The sequence below is a fragment of the Luteococcus peritonei genome (genome assembly GCF_039526385.1).
In the GTDB taxonomy this organism is placed as follows: Bacteria; Actinomycetota; Actinomycetes; order Propionibacteriales; family Propionibacteriaceae; genus Luteococcus; species Luteococcus peritonei.
Genome location: NZ_BAAAIX010000007.1, coordinates 146,849 through 164,954 on the forward strand (window position 1 = coordinate 146,849; position 18,106 = coordinate 164,954).

Below are 18,106 nucleotides of genomic sequence, written 5' to 3' on the forward strand. Positions count from 1 at the left end.
CCGCGAGGGCCCAACCCTTGCCGACCAGGGCGAGGCCCGCTCAGCCCTCGGCGACCAGCCCGGCCGCCATCGTGGCGCGGGCCTCGTGGCCGGCGCGGAGCACGACGGCGGCACCCGCGGGCAGCTCGCCCATCTCCACCAGCTCCTCGGCGTGGGCGCGCAGCGTGCGGTACTCCTCGCCCAGCACGGGCTGCTCCAGGCTGGCGATCCGCAGGCCCAGCACCAGGCAGATGTCCTCGCGGGCCAGACCCATGCCGGTGCGCAGCTTCTGGCGCAGGGCGGCCACCGGCACCGGATCCGCGATGGCCAGCACGGTCCGCGCCACCGAACCCTCGGTGCGGGCGCGCAGCACGCCCCCGGAGACGAGCTGGCGGAAGCAGGACTGCTCCAACTGGGCACGCAGCCGGTTGATCCGGGCCACCGGGGCGCGCAGGGTGTCGTTCTGCACCCCGGCGAGCGCCTCGTCGAGCAGCGGCTCCCCGGTGGGTTCCGGATGGCTGACCGCCACCTTGCCATGGACCACGTCGAGCCGGCCCCGCAGCACCAGCTCGGCCAGGGCGAGCGTCGCGATGGCATAGCTGGTGGGGATGGTGGAGCGCCGGCCACCGCTCTCGGGATCCAGGGAGAGCAGGGCCAGGTGGTGTGGCAGGGCCAGGAGCATGCCGAGAGCCTAGTGACCGGATCCGCTGATTGTCTTGCCCACAACGGGGTTCAGTTGTTCAGCAGGCGACGGCCAGGGTGATGGGGCTGCGGGGGACGTGCCGCGGGTCTGTCCACGGCGACGGCTCAGGCCTGCGGCCAGTCCCACTCGATGGCGTGCAGGCCGGGTGCGGCGTGCTGCTGCACCAGTTGCACCGCATTGTCGTGCACCTCCAGCGGCGTGCGGCGGGCCTGGGCGTCCTCCTCGAAGCTCGGGGTGTGGGTGTGGCGCGCGCTGGCGGGCACCCGGCCCTGGAAGGTGACGTCCATCACCAGGTACTGCACCGGCGCGGCCAGCGCCCGGCTCAGGCAGGGCTGCAGGGCCGGCGTCCAGACCACCTCCAGCTCGATCGAGGCCAGGTCTCCGGCCCGCACCGGCTGGGGCAGCGTCATCTCGCCCACGAACAGGCCCATCTCGGCCACCTGGGTGTGCTGCACCAGCTGGCAGCCCAGCAGCGGCACCACCCAGGGGGCCTCGTCGCCCACGTCCTCCTGCTTGTAGATCACCGGCCAGGTGATCCGACCGTCCACCTCGGCCCGCAGCACCTGGCGCACCAGGTGGCGCTGCACCCGGTCCTCCTCGTCGAGCACCAGGCTCTCCATGTGCACCACCGGGGTGTGGAAGCGCTCCAGGCTGATCTTCATCTGCTTCAGCACGGCGCGCAGCGGGGCATCGGGCGGGATCACCATGCTGGGGCGCCAGGCGGTGGGCGCACCCTGCGGCAGGGCGGAGAGCAGATGGCCCGGGGGCACCAGCAAGACGCGTTCCAGGACACTGACGGCGCGCATCGAGGAGATCCGGGTGGGGATGGTCCGCCCGTTCTGCCAGTAGCTCAGCGTGGCGGTGGAGACCGGGCAACCGGCGGCGCGAAGCCGCGAGGCGATGCTGTCCAGGGTCAGTTCGCGACGCATCACGGCGCGCGAGAGCAGCCTGGCGAAGTCCTCGCCGTCAGCGGGGGTGTCGTCGGGGGACATGTGCTGCTCCTTGGTCCTGGTGTTGAGGGGACCACCGTAGTGGGACGCCGAAGAGCCGGCAGCCACGTCCTGACATACGACACATTGTAGGAGCGGAATATTGTCCGAGCGGACAGAAGGAGCGCTTAGGCCGTGCAGAAGTTAACGCGAAAAGTTAATGCCCGGCGCGACGGGTCCTGTTCACAGGCGAGGTGTGCGGGGCTCGGACAACTAACCCGCGTCATGGCGCCCTCCGCCCCGGCTCCTGTCACGCCAGAGGGGACACCGCGCCGGTCTGGCCTGAAGACCCGCTTAACTGATTGAAGACGGGATCAACATTCGGGGCTTGTCGTTGAACCCTGCCCGGGTGAGGATGGGGTCTGTCGAAAGGGGTCGCTCGGGGGAGCGGCTCGCAAGACCGGGAGCATGGCTCCCGCCGCGGCACCTTCGGGGGAAGGACGTCCGCACACCGCCAGGCCGCATCGGGGGATCGGTCAGGCAGCCACCGGGTTCGGGGGAAGCCGGTGCACAACTGAACAGGTGGCCCGCTCGGGGGAGCCAGGGCCACGCAGACGGGCTCGGAAGCCATGGCTTCCGAGCCCAAGTGCTGTCCGGGGCAGGGCCCGGTGCGCCGGCCTCTCGGGGTCCGGGCAGGGACTGACGGGCCGCCGCCGCCCCGCTTGGGTGCCCCACGCCACGACGACCCGGCGCGTCCCTCAGGCCTGTTCCAGGTGGGCCAGCACGGCGCGCGCGGTGACCAGCCCCGCCGGGAAACCGCAGTAGGGCATGGCCTGCACGACGGCGGCCAGCACCGTCTCCACCTGGTTGCCGGCCTCCAGACAGCCCCGGACGTGGGCCGGGATCGGGCCGGACAGGTTGAGCGCGGTCAGGCCCATCAGGATGAGCAGCTCGCGGGTGGCCCGGTCCAGGCCGTCGCGGCTCATGTGGTCGCCGAAGAGCCAGCCGGTCAGCATCCCCGGCACGGCGGTGGCATAGGGGGCGGGCAGACCGGCCAGCGCCTCGGCGATCTCGGTGCCGTAGACCTCCTGCTGCAGGGCGGCGCCCCGCGCCATCCGGTCGGCATCGGTCACGCTCGCCTGTTCCGGCAGCGGCAGCTCGACGCCCCGGGACTCGAAGACCTCGTCCAGCACCGCGATCGCGTTCAGGGTGCGGGGGAAGCCCATCAGCGGGGCCAGCTGGTAGATGGCCTCGCGCAGCGCCACCGGTTCCACGCCGACGTTCAGGGCGGCGGCCGCATGGGCCTTGAGCTGGGGCAGCGCCTGGACGCAGGCCAGCACGGTGCAGGTGATCAGCTCGCGGGTGCGGTCGTCGAGCTCGCCGGTGGCGAAGACGTCGGAGAAGATGAGCTTGCGCAGGATCTGGCCGAACTCTGGGTCCTTGTCCGGGGCGGTGGTGTCGCGGGGGCCGAAGAGCCGGGTGAAGGTCTGTTCGGCGCGCTGCTCGCGGTCGGCCGGCGGCCAGGTCTGCTCGGTCATGGGGCTTCCTCTCGTGCGGATGTCACCATCCTGCCGCCGCCCACCGAGCCATGGAAGGTACTGCTGGCCCCCCTACGGAAATCCCGATGCGCTGCCCGGCGCCCTGTGCTGGGATGTTGAGCATGAGGACCGACGAGCAGGGCCGTCCGGAGCCGCCGCAGCGGGCCGGAGAGCTGGAGACGCTGACCGGATTCCTGGACTTCCACCGCGCCACCCTGGCCTGGAAGTGCTCCGGTCTGGATGCGACCGGCCTGGACAGGCCGCTGCGTCCGGGCGGGGTGACGCTGGGCGGCATGCTCTCCCACCTGGCCTATGTGGAGGACCACTGGTTCGGCCGGGTGCTGCTGGGGCGCCCGAGTGCCCCGCCCTGGGACGAGGTGGACTGGCGGGCCGATCCGGACTGGGACTGGCACGACGCCGCGGGCAGGGCACCCGACGACTTGTTCGCCCGCTGGCAGGAGGCCGTGGAGGCCTCCCGTGAGGCGCTGGACCAGGCCTTGCAGACGGACGGGCTGGACCAGGTCACACCCGACGGCCGTTTCACGCTGCGCTGGATCCTGGTGCACATGGTGGAGGAGTACAGCCGGCACAACGGCCACGCCGACCTGCTGCGCGAGGCCGTCGACGGACTCACCGGTGACTAGCACGGACCCACGCCGAGGCCCCGGCGCTCAGCCGATCGCGCGCCGGACCAACTGCTCCACCTGCTGCTCGGTGGCCTCGTCCCACGTGGTGATGGCATAGGCGGCCGGCCACAAGGTGCCCTCGTCGAGCTGGGCGTTGTCGTTGAAGCCCAGGGTTCCGTAGCGCGTCTTGAACTTGCCCGCGAACTGGTAGAAGAAGACGATCTCCTTGCCCTTGGCATCACGGGCATAGGCGGGGAAGCCGTACCAGGTGCGGCTGGTCAGCTCGGGCGCCACCCGCTTGACCAGGGCGTGCAGTCCCTCGGCGATGGCCCGGTCGCCCTCGTCCATGGCGGCGATGGCGTCCAGCACGTCCTGCTCGGTGTTCTTGCCGGCCGCGGTGCGGCGACGCTCGGCGGCCGCCTGCTTGACGGCGGCCTTCTCCTCGGCGGTGAAGCCGTCCTTGGTGCTCATGCGAGCATCATGGCAGCTGGGGGTCGGTGCCGGTCGGATGGGGGAGCGTCGTCAGGCAGCCGTCCCTGCCCCCGTCACAGCACCATGGCGGCAACCCAGCCGGCCAGCAGCAGCGGGATGTTGTAGTGCAGGAAGGTGGGCAGCACGGTGTCGCGGATGTGGTCGTGCTGGCCGTCCGCGTTCAGGCCGGAGGTGGGGCCGAGCGTCGAGTCGGAGGCAGGCGATCCGGCGTCGCCGAGCGCGCCCGCGGTGCCGATGATGCTCACGGTGGCCAGCGGGCTGAAGCCCAGCGTGGCGCACAGCGGCACGAAGATGGTGGTGATGATGGGCAGGGTGGAGAAGGAGCTGCCGATGCCCATGGTGACCAGCAGGCCCACCAGCAGCATCACCAGCGATCCCAGCAGCTGCGAGCCGCCGAACAGGTTCGCGCTCTGGCTGACCAGCTTGTCCACGTCGCCGGTGTCCTTCATCACCTGCGCGAAGCCCTGCGCGGAGATCATGATGAAGCCGATCATCGCCATCATGGTGACGCCGCGGTTGAAGACGGTGTCCGCATCGCCCCAGCGCACCACCCGGGCGGCCATGAAGACGGCGAAGCCCACCAGGGCGCCCAGCAGCAGCGAGTCGGCCCAGATCTGGATGAACAGGCTGAGCCCGATCGCCAGCAGGGCGACCCCGATCCGGTAGCGGCTCACCGGCTGCTCGGGGTCGACGGCCTCCTGGCCGGCCACCGGCAGGTCCTGGTAGTCGCGCGGGCGGCGGTAGGACAGCAGGGCGGTGAGCAGGCCCACCACCATGCCCAGAGCGGGGATCGCCATGGCGGTCATCACGTTGACGCCAGCGGTGTCCAGGCCCGCCTCCTTGATGTTGGCCAGCAGGATCTCGTTGAGGAAGACATTGCCGAAGCCGTAGGGCAGGTACATGTAGGTGGTGACCAGGCCGAAGGTCATCACGCAGGCCAGCAGCCGGCGATCCACCCGGAAGCGGTTGAAGACCAGCAGCAGCGGCGGCACCAGCAGCGGGATGAAGGCGATGTGGATCGGCACCAGGTTCTGGCTCATGATGCCCGCCACCAGCAGGACGCCGATCAGCACCCACTTCACGCCACGCCCACGCCGCGGATCGGCCGCGTCGGGGTCACCGGCCCGCCGGATCACCCAGCCGGCGAAGGCCTGCGGCATCCCCGAGTGGGCGATGGCCACTGCGAAGGCGCCGAGCATGGCATAGCTCAGCGCGATGCTGGCGCCGTTGGCGATGCCGGTGGTGAAGGACTCCATGGTCCCGGTCAGGCCCATCCCGGCGAGCAGGCCGCCGACGATGGCACCCAGCACCAGGGAGATGATCACGTGCACCCGCGCGAAGGACAGCACGAGCATGACGATGACGGCGACGACGACGGCGTTCACTCAGGGACTCCTGGGCCGGTGGGAGGGACGAGCGAACAGTAGTGGAGCCCGGCCGCGCTCTCGCTCCCGGCGGCAGTTCGTCCATCAGGTGGTCGTGGGACGCTCCACGACGCCGGCCAGCCGGCCGGAGAGCACCCGCACCAGCTGCTCCAGGGGCCCGCGTCCCAGCAGAGCCGTCCACAGGCTGCAGGCCGCGAGCGTGAGGGCCACCGTCGGCCAGAAGGGGTGCAGCGCGCGGAAGGCCGCCACGGCCTCGGCCTCGCCGGTGGGGTTCAGGTGCAGCCAGCCCGCCCAGGCGAGCAGGTGGGCCACATAGGCGGTGAGCGGCATCGACCCGACGGCCCGCAACGGCCAGGCCAGCAGCGCCATGGGCGTGCGGCAGAGCAGCAGGCAGGCCGCGAGGGTGAGCAGGGCCAGCCCCGAGGAGGCCACCACCTCGCCGATCCCGTCGGAGTGGGGAGCGTCGTCCAGGGCCCGCAGCCACCAGGCAGGGCTCCCGGGGCGCCGGTCCGTGGCGGTGGCCAGGCCGGCGAGCGTCCCGAGCAGGGCATGGCCGAGCACCGCGAGCAGCGCTCCGGCCACGGCGAGCTCCGCCAGCGCCTTCGGCGTGCGGCGGGCGGGGTGTCGCAGCAGCAGGCCCACCGCCATCCCGCCGGCCAGGTAGCAGGCCCAGACCGGTGCCGGATAGGCCCAGCCCAGCCGGTCCTGCCAGGCGCCGCCGTCGGGGATGCGGGGCCAGAGCCACTCGTCGAGGGCCAGCACCAGCGGCGGTCCCAGCAGGCCGAGCACCGTCGCCACCTGCAGCAGGGTGGTCACGCTGCGCCCCAGCAGTCCGGTGGCCACCAGGAAGAGCAGGCCGTAGGCGGGCAGGATCACCTCCACCGGGACGCCGGTGCCCACCACGGCCAGGCCGAGTGCCCAGATCACCAGCGCGCGACAGGCCAGCCGCAGGCGGTTGCCGCGGTCGGTCCGCGAGGCGGTCCCGACCAGCGCGAGCGAGACGCCGGCCAGCAGGGCGAAGAGCACGGAGGCATGGCCGGTCGCCAGGCCCGGCAGCGTGGCTGGCCGGTTCCAGTCCAGCTCGGGCAGGTCGAGCAGGTGGGCGGCGAACATGCCCAGCACGGCCAGTCCTCGGGCCAGGTCGACGCCGGCCAGTCTCCCCGGGGCGGCCAGCCGGTCGGCGCCGGGCTCTGGGTCGCTCACCGGGGCCCGAGTGCCTGCGTCGAGAACCACTCGGGTGCCGCCGCGTCGCGTCCCTCGTCGGGCGCGGCCAGGGCGTGCAGGGCCAGGCCGTCCAGGGTCGCGGAGAGCAGGGCGGCCCGGGTGCGGGTCTGCTCGGAGTCCGGCTCGGGCAGGTGCTGCGCCCCCAGGCTGGTGAAGCTCTCGCTCCAGCGCTGCACCACCGCGCGCAGCTCGGGGCGGCGGGCGGCGTACAGGTAGAGCTCGAAGCGCGCCAAGGAACCCTCTCGGTCGGCCAGCAGGGCCGCGGCGAACTCGGTGACCGCCGCGTGGGCCACCTCCTCGCCGGCGCCGGCCGGCAGCATGGCCTGCTGCGCCTGCTCCAGCAGCAGTCGGTCCCGCTCGGCCAGGTGGCCGACCAGCTCGGCCAGCAGTGCCTCGCGGGTGCCGAACCAGTAGCGGGTGGAGCCGCGCGCTGCCCCGGCCCGCTCCTCGACACTGCGGTGGCTGACCTGGGCCACACCCCCCTCGACCACGAGCTGGAGCGCCGCATCGAGCAGCTGCTCGCGGGTGCTGTTGTGGCCGGCCATGGGAGCAGGCTACCCTTTCGACAGTCGTCGGAATTCGACGACTGTCGAAAGGATTGCGATGAAGCCCCTGTCCTCCTTGTCGAACCTGGCGCCACTGAAGGACCTGGCCCGTCGCGGCTGGATGCCCGGGATCATGGACTTCGGCCGTCTGGTGCCCAGCTACTTCCGGGTGGCCTTCCTGGGTGCCGGCCTGCGCGGCGGGATCCTGCAGCAGCTGGACCGCCGCCCCGCCACCGTCGCGGAACTGGTGGGCGAGCTCGGCATGGATCCGGAGCTGTCCGACGGTCTGGCCTCCTGGCTCGACCTGGGCGTCACGCTCGGCGAACTGCGCTGCGAGGACGGCCGCTACGCCCTGCGCTCGCGTCGTGCCCGCAGCCTGGTGCGGCCGGGCAATGACCCGCTGGCCGCCATGTACGAGAAGATGGCCGAGCTGGACCACCGCCTGGTGGCCGAGACCCCGCAGCGGCTGCGCGAGGGGCGGCGGTTCGAGCTGGGCGATGCCGACGCCGAGATCGTGGCGCGCAGCTCTCGGCTGGGGGAGCCCTGGCTGGCCGAGGCCGTCCGTCGTCTGGTGCCCGCGCAGGGGCCGGTGCGCCTGCTGGAGGTGGGCTGCGGCAGTGGCGCCCACATCCGCACCGCCTGCCGGCACAATCCCGCGCTGACAGCGCTCGGCCTGGAGCTGCAGGAGCCGGCCGCAGAACTGGCGCGCCGCAACCTCGCCGACTGGGGGCTGGGTGACCGGGCGCAGGTGGAGACCGGCGACGTGCGCGACCGTACTCCCGACGGCAGCTTCGACGTCGTGACCCTGCACCAGAACGTCTACTACTTCCCCGAGCGTGAGCAGGCGGAGGTGCTGCGCCACCTGGCGGGCTTCCTGGCGCCCGGCGGTCGGCTGGTGGCCACCACCGTGGTGCGCGGCACCGGCATCGCCACCTGCGGTCTCGACCTGTGGGGCGCCATGACCCGCGGTGCTGCCCGCCTCCCGCTCGTCGACGAGCTCACCGCCCGGCTGCAGCAGGCCGGTCTGGAACAGGTGCAGGCCATTCCGCTCGGCGCCGACGGCATGTACCACGCCTTCACCGGGGTGCGTCCCGCCTGAGCGCCACCGGATCCCGCGGCTCGGCGCCTGGATCTCAGCGCTGGGTCTCGGGGCGGGGGCGACGCAGGTGCTGCCACCAGCTCAGTGCCGCCACCAGACCGGTGACCAGGGCCATGCCCACCCGCCAGCCCGTGGGCTCGGCCAGCGCCAAACCGCCCCACAGGACCGCCAGCAGCAGCCAGACCACACACCGGTTGCGGGCGGTGCGGGCCTCGTCCACCGGCAGCGTGCCGGCGTAGCCCACCGGGTTGCCGAACTCCGCCGCCAGGCTGGTGCCGGCCTGCCGGCTGTGGGCGCGCGCCTCGTCGAGGATGGCGACGATCTGCTCCTCGCGCAGGCCGCCGCGCTCGCGCAGCCTCACCCGCGCCTGGGCCAGCCACTGCTCGTCGTCCAGTCCAACGGTGGCCACCCGACGCTGGCCGGGGTCGGGCACCAGGCGTCCGGCCAGCCAGGTCAGGGCGGCCAGCAGACCGGCCAGGGCGAACCACCACAGCGAACTGTGCCGGCCCAGCGAGACCGGGTGGGCGACCAGGAACCAGGCCAGCAGCAGTACCGGCGGCGTGCAGGCCAGCGCGGTCAGGGCCGTGGCCTGCCACTGTGGCCGGCGACGCAGCAGTCGCTCGTGGGTCGTGATGGCGCCCACCACCAGCCCGGCCAGCAGCGGCGGTGCCATCACCATCGCCAGGTTCCAGTCGGTGCTCCAGTGACCCTTGACCAGGCTCAGCACGCCCCAGACCAGCGTCATCACCACCGCCAACAGCAGCCCGACCACCACCACGTCGTGCGGAGTGGATTCGTCGTCGGTGAAACTGGCTCCGGCCAGGCTGGCCTCGGCCAGCTGTTCCCGGGCCCATGGAACCGGCTCGCCGAGCACGTCCTCGGCGCTCTCACCGCTCTCGGCCACCAGCCGACGGGCCTGCTCCAGGCGTCGCGCCACGGTCTCGGGCGCCAGGCGTCCCTGCAGCAGGGTGAGCAGCGCGGTGCCGGCCCAGGCGTGGTCCTCCGCGCGGCCGGCGATGGCGGTGAAGTCCTGCGTGACGTGGGAGAGGTCGGTGCTCATCGGGGATCTCCTTCGGTGGCGGGGGACGGTGAGAGGGCGCCCAGCGCGGCGGTGAAGTCCTGCCAGTCGGCAGCCAATCGCTCGCGGTGGCGCGCCCCGGCAGGGGTCAGGCTGTAGGCCTTGCGGCCCGGCCCGGACTCGCCCGGCAGCCAGACCGCGGCCACCAACCCGTCGGCCTCCAGCCGGGCCAGCACCGGGTAGAGCGAGCCGCCCTTGAGCCGACCCATGCCGCGCGCCTCGAGCGCCGCGGCGATGGCATAGCCGTGCAACTCGCCCTGGCCGAGCGCCGACAGGATCGCCAGGTCCAGGGCGGCCCGGATCCAGGCGGTGGGCCAGCGCGAGGTGCTCTCATCCATGTATCTAAGTATGAATCCTACTTAGATAGAAGACAAGACGGTTGGCGGCTCCGCTGACCACCGGGCCCGGTGCTGGACACCCCGTCGTCGGGCAGCCGCGGCACTAGCCTTGGGGAATGCCCCACCAGGTCCGCGAGGAGATCCGCGACTTCCTGCGCTCCCGCCGTGCCCGACTCAGCCCCACGCCGCAGGAGGCCGCCGACCCGCGGCCTCGTCGGGTGCCCGGCCTGCGTCGTGACGAGCTGGCCGCCCGCGCCGCGATCAGCCCCGACTACTACGTGCAGCTGGAGCGCGGCCGGGCCCGTGGGGTCTCGGAGTCGGTGCTGGCCTCGCTGATGGATGCCCTCGAGCTCGACGCCGTCGAGCGGGGCTACCTGGCCGATCTGGTCTCGCAGCTGAACAGCCGCCCCACGACCCAGAGCGACGCGGACCTGCCGCTGGAGGTGGTGGAGATGGTGGCGGCCATGGAAGGCGTCGCCGTCGTGGTGCGCAACCACCGGATGGACATGCTGGCCGGCAACCAGCGCGGCCGCGCCCTGTTCCGCGCGGTGCAGCACCTGGCCGATGCCAACATCGCCCGCCACGTCTTCGAGCCTGCCTCGCGGGACCTGTATCCCGACTACGACCAGGTGGCCAACCAGGCCGTCGGCACCCTGCGGGCCTCGTTGGCCGCCCATCCCGGCGACGCGCAGCTGGCGGCCCTGGTGGACGAGCTGCGCACCGAGTCCGACTTCGAGCAGCGCTGGACCGAGCACCACGTGCTGCAGGTGGGCACCGGCACCCAGCGCTTCGTGGACCCCGAGCTGGGCCCGATGACCCTGGCGCACTGCCAGTTCCTGGTACGCGACCACCCCGACCTGGTGCTCACCGTCTACCGGCCGCTGCCCGGCACCGGCTCAGAGGCGGCCTTCGCGGCCCTCGCCGAGCTGGAGGACGAGGAACCGGGCCCCCAGGGCTGAGCTCACGGCAGGGCGGACGCAGACGGGTGCCGTGAGGGCGCCCGGGGGGTGGCGGCAGCACCCCGCCCAGGCCTTCCCTGCGCCGTCGGGCCGCTGCGAGGCTGGAGGCAGCCGACCGAAGGAAGCCCGTGACCAGCACCGCGACGAGCGAGACGCCCGCCCGGCAGACCAAGCCCCGGATGGCCTTCGTGGCCGCCACCACGTCGCTGGTGGTGGCCTTCGTCGCCTCCGCTTCACCCCTGCCGCTCTACAACACCTACCGGGCCGAGAACGGCGTCACCACCGCCGACCTCTCGCTCACCGTCGTCGCCTACTTCCTGGGCACCATCGGCGCCCTGCTCTGCCTGGGGCGGCTGTCCTCCTTCCTGGGGCGACGGCCGGTGAGCCTCGCCACGCTGGGTCTGGTGATGGCCGGTTGCCTGGTGCTGCTCGATGTCAGCTCGGTCTGGCCGCTGGTGGTCGGCCGCTTCCTGATGGGCCTGGGCTGCGGAATGGCCTCCAGCACCCTGATGGCCTATGTCGTCGACTCCGCGCCGCAGGACCCGCCGTGGCTGGCCACCCTGGTGACCTCGCAGGCCCCGAATGTCGGGCTCACCATCGGCGCCTTCGCCTCCGGTGCGCTGGTGGACCACGGTCCGACGCCGCGCCACACCGTCTTCGTCGTGATGTGCCTGGCGCTGGCCGTCTGCCTGGTGCTGGTCTGGCTCGCGCCGGAGACCCACCCGCGTCGCCACGGCGCGCTGGCCTCGCTGCGTCCACGAGTGGCGCTGCCGCCCGATGCGCGACGGCTGATGCCGGTGGCCGCGCTGGCCTTCATGGCCACCTGGGCGCTGGGCGCCGCCTACCAGTCGCTCGGCCCGGCGATCACCAAGGACCACCTGCACAGCGACAGTGCGCTGGGGATGGCGCTGGTCTTCGCCTCCTACATGGTGCCGGGCGTGCTGGGCGCCCCACTGCAGGGACGCTTCCGTCCGGCTGCCGCGCAGCGGGCCGGCATGACCGGTTTCCTGCTGGGCGCCTGCCTGCTGCTGGTCTCGCTGTGGAACGGCTCCATCGTCGGCTTCCTGGCCGGCGGGGTGGTGGCGGGGGCCTGTCAGGGCGTGGCCGTCAGTGCCTCGATCCGCGGCCTGATGGACGGGGTGGCGCCGCAGGACCGGGCCGCGGTGCTGGCCGCCATCTACCTCACCTGCTACCTGGGCGCGATGCTGCCCAACCTGGTCACCGGCCAGCTCAGCCGACGCCTGGAGCTGCCCCAGGTGATGCTCTGCTACGTCGCGATCGCCCTGGTGGCGACGATCGCCACTTGGCTGTGGGCCCGCAACCCGCGCAGCATGGAGCGCTGAGCCGGCTCGTCCTGCCTGCCCCGGGGGTCTCTTCGCCGGTCGGCGAGCCGACGGCTCAGCGGTCGACGCGCCCTGCGGTGCGTCGCATGGCCAGCCCGGTGAGCAGCATCTGTGCGGCCAGCACGGCGCCGACGCCCTCCCCGGCGCGCAGTCGCAACTGCAGCAGCGGCTCCAGGCCCAGCGCCTGCAGCACCAGCGCGTGGGCGCGCTCCCGGCTGGACTGGCCCGCCACCAGCCGTGCCTGCACCGCCGGCTCCAGGCGCACCGCGGCCAAGGCGGCGACGCTGGTGGCCAGGCCGTCCAGTACCACCACGCCACCCGACTCGGCGACACCCAGCGTCACGCCGGTGAGCAGCGCCAGCTCGGCACCACCCAGGGCCGCCAGCACCTCGGCCGGCTCCCGTGCCGTGGTGCGGGCCAGGGCCTGCCGCACCACCTCGGTCTTGCGCTGCGCCATGCCGGCATCCGCGGCGGCGCCGATGCCCACCGCCTGCTCTGGCGGCAGGTCCAGCAGCCGGGCGGCCATCGCGGCCGCCACCGTCGTGTTGCCGATCCCCATCTCGCCCAGGCAGACCAGCGGGCTGCGCGAGGCGGTCTCGGCGCCGATCCGACGTCCGGTGGCCAGCAGTGCCTCGACGTCGTCGGGGTGCAGGGCGTCGGTCTCGGCCAGGTTCCCGCGGGGGCGGGTGGCGCGGGCATCCAGCGCGCCCTCGACGGACGGGCCGTCGGTGCCGCAGTCCACCACCACCACGTCCAGACCGGCGGCGCGGGCGGTGCTCGCACCGACGGCCTGACCGGCGACGGAGGCCTCCAGCAGCTCGCGGGTGACGCTGCTCTCGAAGGAGGAGACGCCCAGCTCGGTCACCGGGTGGTCCGCGGCGGCCAGCAGCAGCGTGGCGCGGGCCACCTCGGCCCCGGCCACCGCCACCACCTTGTCCAGGGCGGCGTCCAGGATGCCCAGCGATCCCGGTGGGGTGAGCAGTCGGTCGGCCCCGTCGCGGGCCCCGACCATCTGTTCGCGCTCCGGGAGCGTCAGGGGATGCCCGCCCCGGTCCTGCTCCTGCGTCGTCGCTTCCGACGTGGGGACCTGCTGCGGTGCGGCCAGGTGGTGCTCCGGCGGCGCCAGGTCGTCGGCGGGCCAGCGCTCGTGCAGGATCACGTCGTCCAGCGGGGCCTTGCGTGACCAGGCGCGACGCTCCAGTCCCGGGCCGGGCGGGCGCTCGTCGGGCCAGCCCAGGCAGAGCCAGCCCAGGGTCTCGACGCCCTCGGGCAGGTGCAGCAGGGCGGCCAGCTCGTCGGGCTCGAAGAGGGTGACCCAACCCATGCCCAGACCGTGGGCGCGGGCGGTGAGCCACATGTTCTCGACGGCGCAGGCGCAGCTCCACAGGTCGGCATCGGTGAAGGTGGCGCGGCCCAGCGTGCCGAGGGCGGGGGAGCGCCGGTCACAGGCCACCACCACCGCCACCGGCGCCTCCCGGATGCCCTCCAGCTGCAGGTCGAGCAGCCGCTGGCCGCGCTCGGGTTCCATGGCCGCGGCCTGCGCCATCCGCTGGGCGTCGGCCATCACGGCGGCGCGGGCGCGGGTCTGCTCGTCGCGGATCACGATGAAGCGCCAGGGCTGCGAGTGGCCCACCGACGGGCCGGCATGGCCGGCCTCCACCACACGGCGCACCAGGTGCTCGGGCACCGGGTCAGGCCGGTAGCGCCGGATGTCGCGGCGCGCACCGATCACCCGGTCCAGCGCCGCGATCTCCTCGGGTGAGAAGGCCCAACCGTCCGGGGCTGCCGCCCGTTCGCTCGCGGCCGTCGTGTCACCGACCGTCGGAACCGGTCGTCGCCAGTGCTGTGTCATGCGCGCCTCCTGGCCACGATCCTTTCAGGCCGGGCGATGCGGCGGGCGCGCGGGTGGGGCCTGCGGACGGTGGGCCTGCGGACGGTGGGTCAGCGGTGGAGCGTCGCCGGGGAGCAGCCCGGGCCGTCGTCGCCCGTGCGATTCCTGCTGCCAGCTGGTGCTGCTCAGGCCAGGCGCTGCAGCTGGTAGGGCTCGCCGGGGGCCAGCACCACGATCCGCTCCGGGTTCACGACGGCCTCGGCCAGCCGCGCCGGGTCGCCGTTGAAGGGCGGGAAGTCGGCGGCGTCGACGCTGCCCCAGTGGTTCAGCACCAGCGGCACGTCGGGATAGGCGTCGGCGATCCGCACCGCGCCCTCGAAGGTGAAGTGCCACTCGGAGTCGGAGAAGTCGAACAGGATGGCGTCGGGGCGGGGACGGGTGAGGTGGTGGTCCTCGATCAGGCGGGAGTCCCCGGTGGCCCAGATGGTGCCGTCGGGGGTCTCGATCCAGAAGCCGCAGGCGTCCTCCGGCTGGTGGAAGTGCTCGTCGGTGCCGGGATAGGCGTTCTGCCAGGCGTGGTCGGCCGGGGTCAGGGTGATGTGCATCGGACCGACCTCGAAGCCGGCGCCGATGTCGTGGCCCTGCGCCTCGAGCCCGTTGCGGGTCATCAGCTCGGCCACCCAGTGGGTGGAGTGGAAGGCCTGGGTGACCGGGCCGAGCGCGGTGCAGGTGGGCACCGAGAAGTGGTCGTTGTCGCTGTGGGTGACGATGACGGCATCCAGCCGGGGCACGTCGGCGGCGGCGATCGGCGGCTCGGCCATCACGGGCATGTCGAAGCCGTGGGTGAGCGGGTCGAGCATCAGGGTGGTGCCGCGACAGTTGAGCAGGAAGCTGGCCATCCCGAGCCAGCGGATCACGGTGCCCTCGGCGGGCTCGAAGGCCTCGGCGCCGAAGGGCTGGGTGACCGGGGCCTGGGCCTGGCCGTCGGCGGTGCGGCGCGGGGTGCTGTCCATGGGTGCTCCTGTGCGTACTGGGCGGGCCTCCTCGCCCGCGATGCTGCTCCCAGCCTCCCACGGTCGGCCATGCGGTGGCAGGGGCGTCGACGGTCACGAGGGGTGCTGTCATCACCCGTCCGGGGCCTCGAGTCCGCGCCGTCGGGGTGCTGGAATGGGAGGTGACACCACGACGAAGGAGGCCCACCATGGGCGAGAAGACGTCCCAGATCCTCACCGAGAACTGGTCCCTGGCCGACGGCACCCCGGTGCCCAAGCTCGGTCTGGGCACCTGGTTCATCGACGACGACAAGGCCGCCGAGGCGGTGCGGGCGGCCGTCGAGATCGGCTACCGCAACATCGACACCGCGCAGGCCTATGGCAATGAGCGCGGCGTGGGCGAGGGCATCCGGACCTGCGGCCTGGACCGCGACCAGGTCTTCGTCTCCAGCAAGCTGGCCGCCGAGGTGAAGGACCACGACGAGGCGGTGTCCTCGATCGACGCCACCCTGGAGCGGATGGGCCTGGACCACCTGGACCTGATGCTGATCCACAGCCCGCAGCCCTGGGACGACTTCAGGGGGCAGGGCAATTACGACGAGGGCAACCTGGCGGCCTGGCGGGCGCTGGAGGAGGCCCGAGCGGCGGGCAAGGTGCGCGCCATCGGCGTCTCCAACTTCCAGCAGCACGACCTGGAGAACCTCCTCACCAACGGCACCGTACCGCCGGCGGTGAACCAGGTGCTGGCCCACGTCGGCAACACCCCCGACGAGCTGATCGCCTGGTGCCAGGAGCGCGACATCCTGATCGAGGCCTACTCGCCGATCGCCCACGGCGCGATCCTGGAGGCCGAGGAGGTGCGACGCATCGCGGACCGCTACCAGGTGAGCGTTCCCCAGCTGTGCATCCGCTACGTGATCCAGCTCGGGACCGTCGCACTGCCCAAGACGGCGAATCCGGAGCACATGCGCAGCAATGCCCAGCTCGACTTCACCATCTCCGAGCTCGACATGGCCGCCCTGCGCGAGATCCGCTTCACCGACTACGGCGAGCACAGCGCCTTCCCCGTCTTCAGCGGGAAGTGATGTCGGCATGAGCAGCTGGCCGCGCGAGACCATCGAGGCGATCGCCGCTTCCGATGACCTGCACATCTGCGCCCACCATCCCGACGGCAGCACCGGCACCCTGACCTGGATCTGGTCCGTGGTGGTGGACGGGCGGCTGTTCGTGCGCTCCTACAGCGGTACCGGTGGGCGCTGGTACGGCTCCGCCCTGGCGCAGCGCACCGGCGTGATCACCGCGGCCGGCGGCCGGCACGAGGTCGCCTTCACGCCCGTCTCGGAGGAGGCGCTCAACGACCGTATCGACGAGGCCTACCGCGCCAAGTACGCCACCAGCGCCTACCTGGGCTCGATGATCGGCCAACGCGCCCGCGCCGCCACCATGGAGCTCACGCCCCGCCCCTGAGCGGCCTGTCGAGGCGCCGTGCGTGATGGTGCGGAACTCGTGGGACAGTCGTCGACCCACGTTTTTTACGCAAGCACGGTGCTGGGGGTCCGGGGACGGGCGCGACGTCCCCTTTTCCGATTGTGGGGATGATTTGGGTGCGTAGTCGACCCAAATCATCCCCACAATCCGTGGCCCGGTCGTGGAGCAGGACGTGGATCGCTGAGGACACGGGCGATTGCAGCGCTGAGCGGGGGACGGACTCAGCGGCCCATGGGATGCCCGGTCTCGATCCAGGTCTTGAGGTTGGAGGCCAGGAAGAGGCTGCCGGGACCCACCTGGCGGGCGGTCTCGGAGGCCGGGTCGAGCCCGTGGTGCTCGACGGTCACCAGCGTGGCCGCGCCCTGGGCCTCAAGGATCCAGGTCAGCCGGAAGCCGGGTTCCTTGGTGACGGCCTCGTCCCAGGTGGGGGAGAAGGTCATCTCGAGTCGCTGCCCCGGATCAGCCGCGATGATCGTGCCCTGTGCGGCGATGCGTCCGTCGGGGTACGTGTAGGTGTATTCGCTGCCCGGCTTGAGGCTGGAGTTCAGGGTGGTGCCGAAGTACCAGGAGGCGCACTCCTGGGTCAGGGCGGTCCACACCCGCTGCGGGTCGGCGTCGATGATGACGCTGTGGCGGTGCAGCGGTTGGTCGTTGGTGGGGGTCATGGCGAGGCCTTTCGTCTCGGCTGTGGTGCGGAGCTCGACGAGGGCGGAGCCCCAGCCGAGTGCGTAGTCGTCGAGCCAGCGTCGGGCCAGCGCGACCAGGGGCGTGGGATTGAGGTAGCAGTGACGGGTACGGCCCGACTTGGTGGTGGTGACCAACTGGGCGGCCTCCAGCACGGCGACGTGCTTGAGAACGGCATGGCGGCCGAGGTCGGGCACGGCCAGCCCCAGCTCGGTCAGGCTCTGCCCGTCGCGCTCACGCAGGGCGTCGAGCAGGGCCTGGCGGGCCGGGTGGGCCAGCGCCGCGAGCAGCGCGTCCACGGATGGGGAGGTCACATTCCGACGATAGGTGACGTTAAAGTCACCTGTCTAGGTCCTGCTGATTATGCGGCCGGGCCGGAGCTAGCCTTGCGGTGAGGGTCACGTTCCCGTGGCCCCGGTCGATGGCCCGGCGCTGCCGCGAAAGCGTCACACGATGCGAGAACTCCATGACCCGCTCGAACTGGAACTGCGCCGCCTGCTTCTGGAGTGGGATCCCATCGGCGTGATCCCGGGTGCCCCCGAGGACGAGTACGACTGCATGATCCCCGCCCTGCGCTCGATGGTGGAACGGGAGGTGGGGTCCGACGAAATCCACGGGTACCTGGTGTGGGAGCTCCGGGAGCACTTCGGCCTGACGCCCAACGAGGCCACCGGCGTGGTGGCAGGGCAGATCGCGGCCCTTGCGACCGGGCGGCCGCCCGTCGGGTGACCTCGTCGCGATTGTGTGGAAAATCTGGGACACCTATCGACCCAAAGTTTCCACGCAATCGTGTCGCGCGTCCCCGGATCGGCCACCCAACGCCCCTTCGCCGGATTGTGGGGAAGATTTGGGTCGACTACGACACCAAATGGT

Annotated in this window: 19 protein-coding genes; 7 read left to right on the plus strand and 12 right to left on the minus strand. The window is 72.2% G+C overall.

Annotated features, from left to right (window positions below; translation table 11 throughout):
• Positions 1-40: 40 nt before the first annotated feature.
• The 3 genes from ABD073_RS03060 to ABD073_RS03070 form a co-directional block, all read right to left on the minus strand.
• Positions 41-661 carry a GOLPH3/VPS74 family protein gene (locus ABD073_RS03060; RefSeq protein WP_343872304.1) on the minus strand — a complete coding sequence of 207 codons (621 nt, stop codon included), beginning with the start codon at positions 659-661 and terminating at the stop codon, positions 41-43.
• Positions 662-786: 125 nt separating this feature from the next.
• Positions 787-1,674, minus strand: a complete 888-nt coding sequence (locus ABD073_RS03065) for a hypothetical protein (protein WP_343872305.1) — start codon at positions 1,672-1,674, stop codon at positions 787-789.
• 695 nt (positions 1,675-2,369) lie between these two features.
• Complete coding sequence (locus tag ABD073_RS03070; RefSeq protein WP_343872306.1) at positions 2,370-3,149, minus strand: carboxymuconolactone decarboxylase family protein; 780 nt, start codon at positions 3,147-3,149, stop codon at positions 2,370-2,372.
• Between the two features lie 122 nt (positions 3,150-3,271).
• On the opposite strand from ABD073_RS03070, the gene ABD073_RS03075 reads away from it, so the two are divergent.
• The gene (locus ABD073_RS03075) at positions 3,272-3,793 is read left to right on the plus strand and encodes a DinB family protein (protein ID WP_343872307.1); all 522 of its coding nucleotides are present in this window, start codon (positions 3,272-3,274) and stop codon (positions 3,791-3,793) included.
• 27 nt (positions 3,794-3,820) lie between these two features.
• Here the strand turns inward: ABD073_RS03075 and ABD073_RS03080 are convergent, their stop codons facing one another.
• From ABD073_RS03080 to ABD073_RS03095, 4 genes are all read right to left on the minus strand, one after another.
• Positions 3,821-4,246: a hypothetical protein gene (locus ABD073_RS03080; RefSeq protein WP_343872308.1), complete on the minus strand. Its 426-nt coding sequence runs from the start codon at positions 4,244-4,246 to the stop codon at positions 3,821-3,823.
• Between the two features lie 74 nt (positions 4,247-4,320).
• Positions 4,321-5,652 carry a Na+/H+ antiporter family protein gene (locus ABD073_RS03085; RefSeq protein WP_343872309.1) on the minus strand — a complete coding sequence of 444 codons (1,332 nt, stop codon included), beginning with the start codon at positions 5,650-5,652 and terminating at the stop codon, positions 4,321-4,323.
• A gap of 84 nt (positions 5,653-5,736) precedes the next feature.
• Positions 5,737-6,855, minus strand: a complete 1,119-nt coding sequence (locus ABD073_RS03090; protein WP_343872310.1) for a heparan-alpha-glucosaminide N-acetyltransferase domain-containing protein — start codon at positions 6,853-6,855, stop codon at positions 5,737-5,739.
• A complete protein-coding gene (locus ABD073_RS03095; RefSeq protein WP_343872313.1) occupies positions 6,852-7,421 on the minus strand; it encodes a TetR/AcrR family transcriptional regulator in 570 nt (189 codons plus the stop codon). The genes ABD073_RS03090 and ABD073_RS03095 overlap by 4 nt, the downstream gene beginning before the upstream one ends.
• 58 nt (positions 7,422-7,479) lie before the next feature.
• Here ABD073_RS03095 and ABD073_RS03100 point away from each other — a divergent pair, with 58 nt between their 5' ends.
• The gene (locus ABD073_RS03100) at positions 7,480-8,520 is read left to right on the plus strand and encodes an SAM-dependent methyltransferase (RefSeq protein ID WP_343872315.1); all 1,041 of its coding nucleotides are present in this window, start codon (positions 7,480-7,482) and stop codon (positions 8,518-8,520) included.
• 34 nt (positions 8,521-8,554) lie between these two features.
• Here the strand turns inward: ABD073_RS03100 and ABD073_RS03105 are convergent, their stop codons facing one another.
• Both ABD073_RS03105 and ABD073_RS03110 read right to left on the minus strand, forming a co-directional pair.
• Complete coding sequence (locus ABD073_RS03105; protein WP_343872316.1) at positions 8,555-9,580, minus strand: hypothetical protein; 1,026 nt, start codon at positions 9,578-9,580, stop codon at positions 8,555-8,557.
• Complete coding sequence (locus ABD073_RS03110) at positions 9,577-9,936, minus strand: PadR family transcriptional regulator (RefSeq protein ID WP_343872317.1); 360 nt, start codon at positions 9,934-9,936, stop codon at positions 9,577-9,579. Before ABD073_RS03110 ends, ABD073_RS03105 begins: the two co-directional genes overlap by 4 nt.
• Positions 9,937-10,052: 116 nt before the next feature.
• Here ABD073_RS03110 and ABD073_RS03115 point away from each other — a divergent pair, with 116 nt between their 5' ends.
• Both ABD073_RS03115 and ABD073_RS03120 read left to right on the plus strand, forming a co-directional pair.
• Positions 10,053-10,895 carry a helix-turn-helix domain-containing protein gene (locus tag ABD073_RS03115; RefSeq protein ID WP_343872318.1) on the plus strand — a complete coding sequence of 281 codons (843 nt, stop codon included), beginning with the start codon at positions 10,053-10,055 and terminating at the stop codon, positions 10,893-10,895.
• A 128-nt stretch (positions 10,896-11,023) separates the two neighbouring features.
• Entirely contained in the window at positions 11,024-12,238 is a 1,215-nt protein-coding gene (locus ABD073_RS03120; RefSeq protein ID WP_343872320.1) for an MFS transporter, read from the plus strand.
• Between the two features lie 55 nt (positions 12,239-12,293).
• Here the strand turns inward: ABD073_RS03120 and bluB are convergent, their stop codons facing one another.
• A complete protein-coding gene (gene bluB / locus ABD073_RS03125) occupies positions 12,294-14,090 on the minus strand; it encodes a 5,6-dimethylbenzimidazole synthase (RefSeq protein ID WP_343872322.1) in 1,797 nt (598 codons plus the stop codon).
• Positions 14,091-14,254: 164 nt separating this feature from the next.
• Positions 14,255-15,082, minus strand: coding sequence for an MBL fold metallo-hydrolase (locus ABD073_RS03130; RefSeq protein ID WP_343872324.1), 828 nt, complete (start codon positions 15,080-15,082; stop codon positions 14,255-14,257).
• Positions 15,083-15,270: 188 nt separating this feature from the next.
• Here ABD073_RS03130 and ABD073_RS03135 point away from each other — a divergent pair, with 188 nt between their 5' ends.
• Both ABD073_RS03135 and ABD073_RS03140 read left to right on the plus strand, forming a co-directional pair.
• Positions 15,271-16,146, plus strand: a complete 876-nt coding sequence (locus ABD073_RS03135; protein WP_343872325.1) for an aldo/keto reductase — start codon at positions 15,271-15,273, stop codon at positions 16,144-16,146.
• 7 nt (positions 16,147-16,153) lie between these two features.
• The gene (locus ABD073_RS03140; protein ID WP_343872326.1) at positions 16,154-16,528 is read left to right on the plus strand and encodes a DUF2255 family protein; all 375 of its coding nucleotides are present in this window, start codon (positions 16,154-16,156) and stop codon (positions 16,526-16,528) included.
• Between the two features lie 242 nt (positions 16,529-16,770).
• On the opposite strand, the gene ABD073_RS03145 is transcribed toward ABD073_RS03140, so the two are convergent.
• Positions 16,771-17,547 carry an ArsR/SmtB family transcription factor gene (locus ABD073_RS03145; RefSeq protein ID WP_343872327.1) on the minus strand — a complete coding sequence of 259 codons (777 nt, stop codon included), beginning with the start codon at positions 17,545-17,547 and terminating at the stop codon, positions 16,771-16,773.
• Positions 17,548-17,686: 139 nt separating this feature from the next.
• Here ABD073_RS03145 and ABD073_RS03150 point away from each other — a divergent pair, with 139 nt between their 5' ends.
• Complete coding sequence (locus tag ABD073_RS03150; RefSeq protein ID WP_343872328.1) at positions 17,687-17,962, plus strand: hypothetical protein; 276 nt, start codon at positions 17,687-17,689, stop codon at positions 17,960-17,962.
• The last annotated feature ends 144 nt before the right edge of the window (positions 17,963-18,106 follow it).

What these genes read in the sequence shown, in the direction of transcription:
- ABD073_RS03065 (WP_343872305.1), bottom strand. Translation starts at nt 1,674, where the DNA reads ATGTCCCCCGACGACACCCCCGCTGACGGCGAGGACTTCGCCAGGCTG.
- ABD073_RS03135 (WP_343872325.1), top strand. Translation starts at nt 15,271, where the DNA reads ATGGGCGAGAAGACGTCCCAGATCCTCACCGAGAACTGGTCCCTGGCC.
- ABD073_RS03130 (WP_343872324.1), bottom strand. Translation starts at nt 15,082, where the DNA reads ATGGACAGCACCCCGCGCCGCACCGCCGACGGCCAGGCCCAGGCCCCG.
- ABD073_RS03075 (WP_343872307.1), top strand. Translation starts at nt 3,272, where the DNA reads ATGAGGACCGACGAGCAGGGCCGTCCGGAGCCGCCGCAGCGGGCCGGA.
- ABD073_RS03105 (WP_343872316.1), bottom strand. Translation starts at nt 9,580, where the DNA reads ATGAGCACCGACCTCTCCCACGTCACGCAGGACTTCACCGCCATCGCC.
- ABD073_RS03060 (WP_343872304.1), bottom strand. Translation starts at nt 661, where the DNA reads ATGCTCCTGGCCCTGCCACACCACCTGGCCCTGCTCTCCCTGGATCCC.
- ABD073_RS03095 (WP_343872313.1), bottom strand. Translation starts at nt 7,421, where the DNA reads ATGGCCGGCCACAACAGCACCCGCGAGCAGCTGCTCGATGCGGCGCTC.
- ABD073_RS03100 (WP_343872315.1), top strand. Translation starts at nt 7,480, where the DNA reads ATGAAGCCCCTGTCCTCCTTGTCGAACCTGGCGCCACTGAAGGACCTG.
- ABD073_RS03115 (WP_343872318.1), top strand. Translation starts at nt 10,053, where the DNA reads ATGCCCCACCAGGTCCGCGAGGAGATCCGCGACTTCCTGCGCTCCCGC.
- ABD073_RS03150 (WP_343872328.1), top strand. Translation starts at nt 17,687, where the DNA reads ATGCGAGAACTCCATGACCCGCTCGAACTGGAACTGCGCCGCCTGCTT.
- bluB (WP_343872322.1), bottom strand. Translation starts at nt 14,090, where the DNA reads ATGACACAGCACTGGCGACGACCGGTTCCGACGGTCGGTGACACGACG.
- ABD073_RS03070 (WP_343872306.1), bottom strand. Translation starts at nt 3,149, where the DNA reads ATGACCGAGCAGACCTGGCCGCCGGCCGACCGCGAGCAGCGCGCCGAA.
- ABD073_RS03140 (WP_343872326.1), top strand. Translation starts at nt 16,154, where the DNA reads ATGAGCAGCTGGCCGCGCGAGACCATCGAGGCGATCGCCGCTTCCGAT.
- ABD073_RS03110 (WP_343872317.1), bottom strand. Translation starts at nt 9,936, where the DNA reads ATGGATGAGAGCACCTCGCGCTGGCCCACCGCCTGGATCCGGGCCGCC.
- ABD073_RS03080 (WP_343872308.1), bottom strand. Translation starts at nt 4,246, where the DNA reads ATGAGCACCAAGGACGGCTTCACCGCCGAGGAGAAGGCCGCCGTCAAG.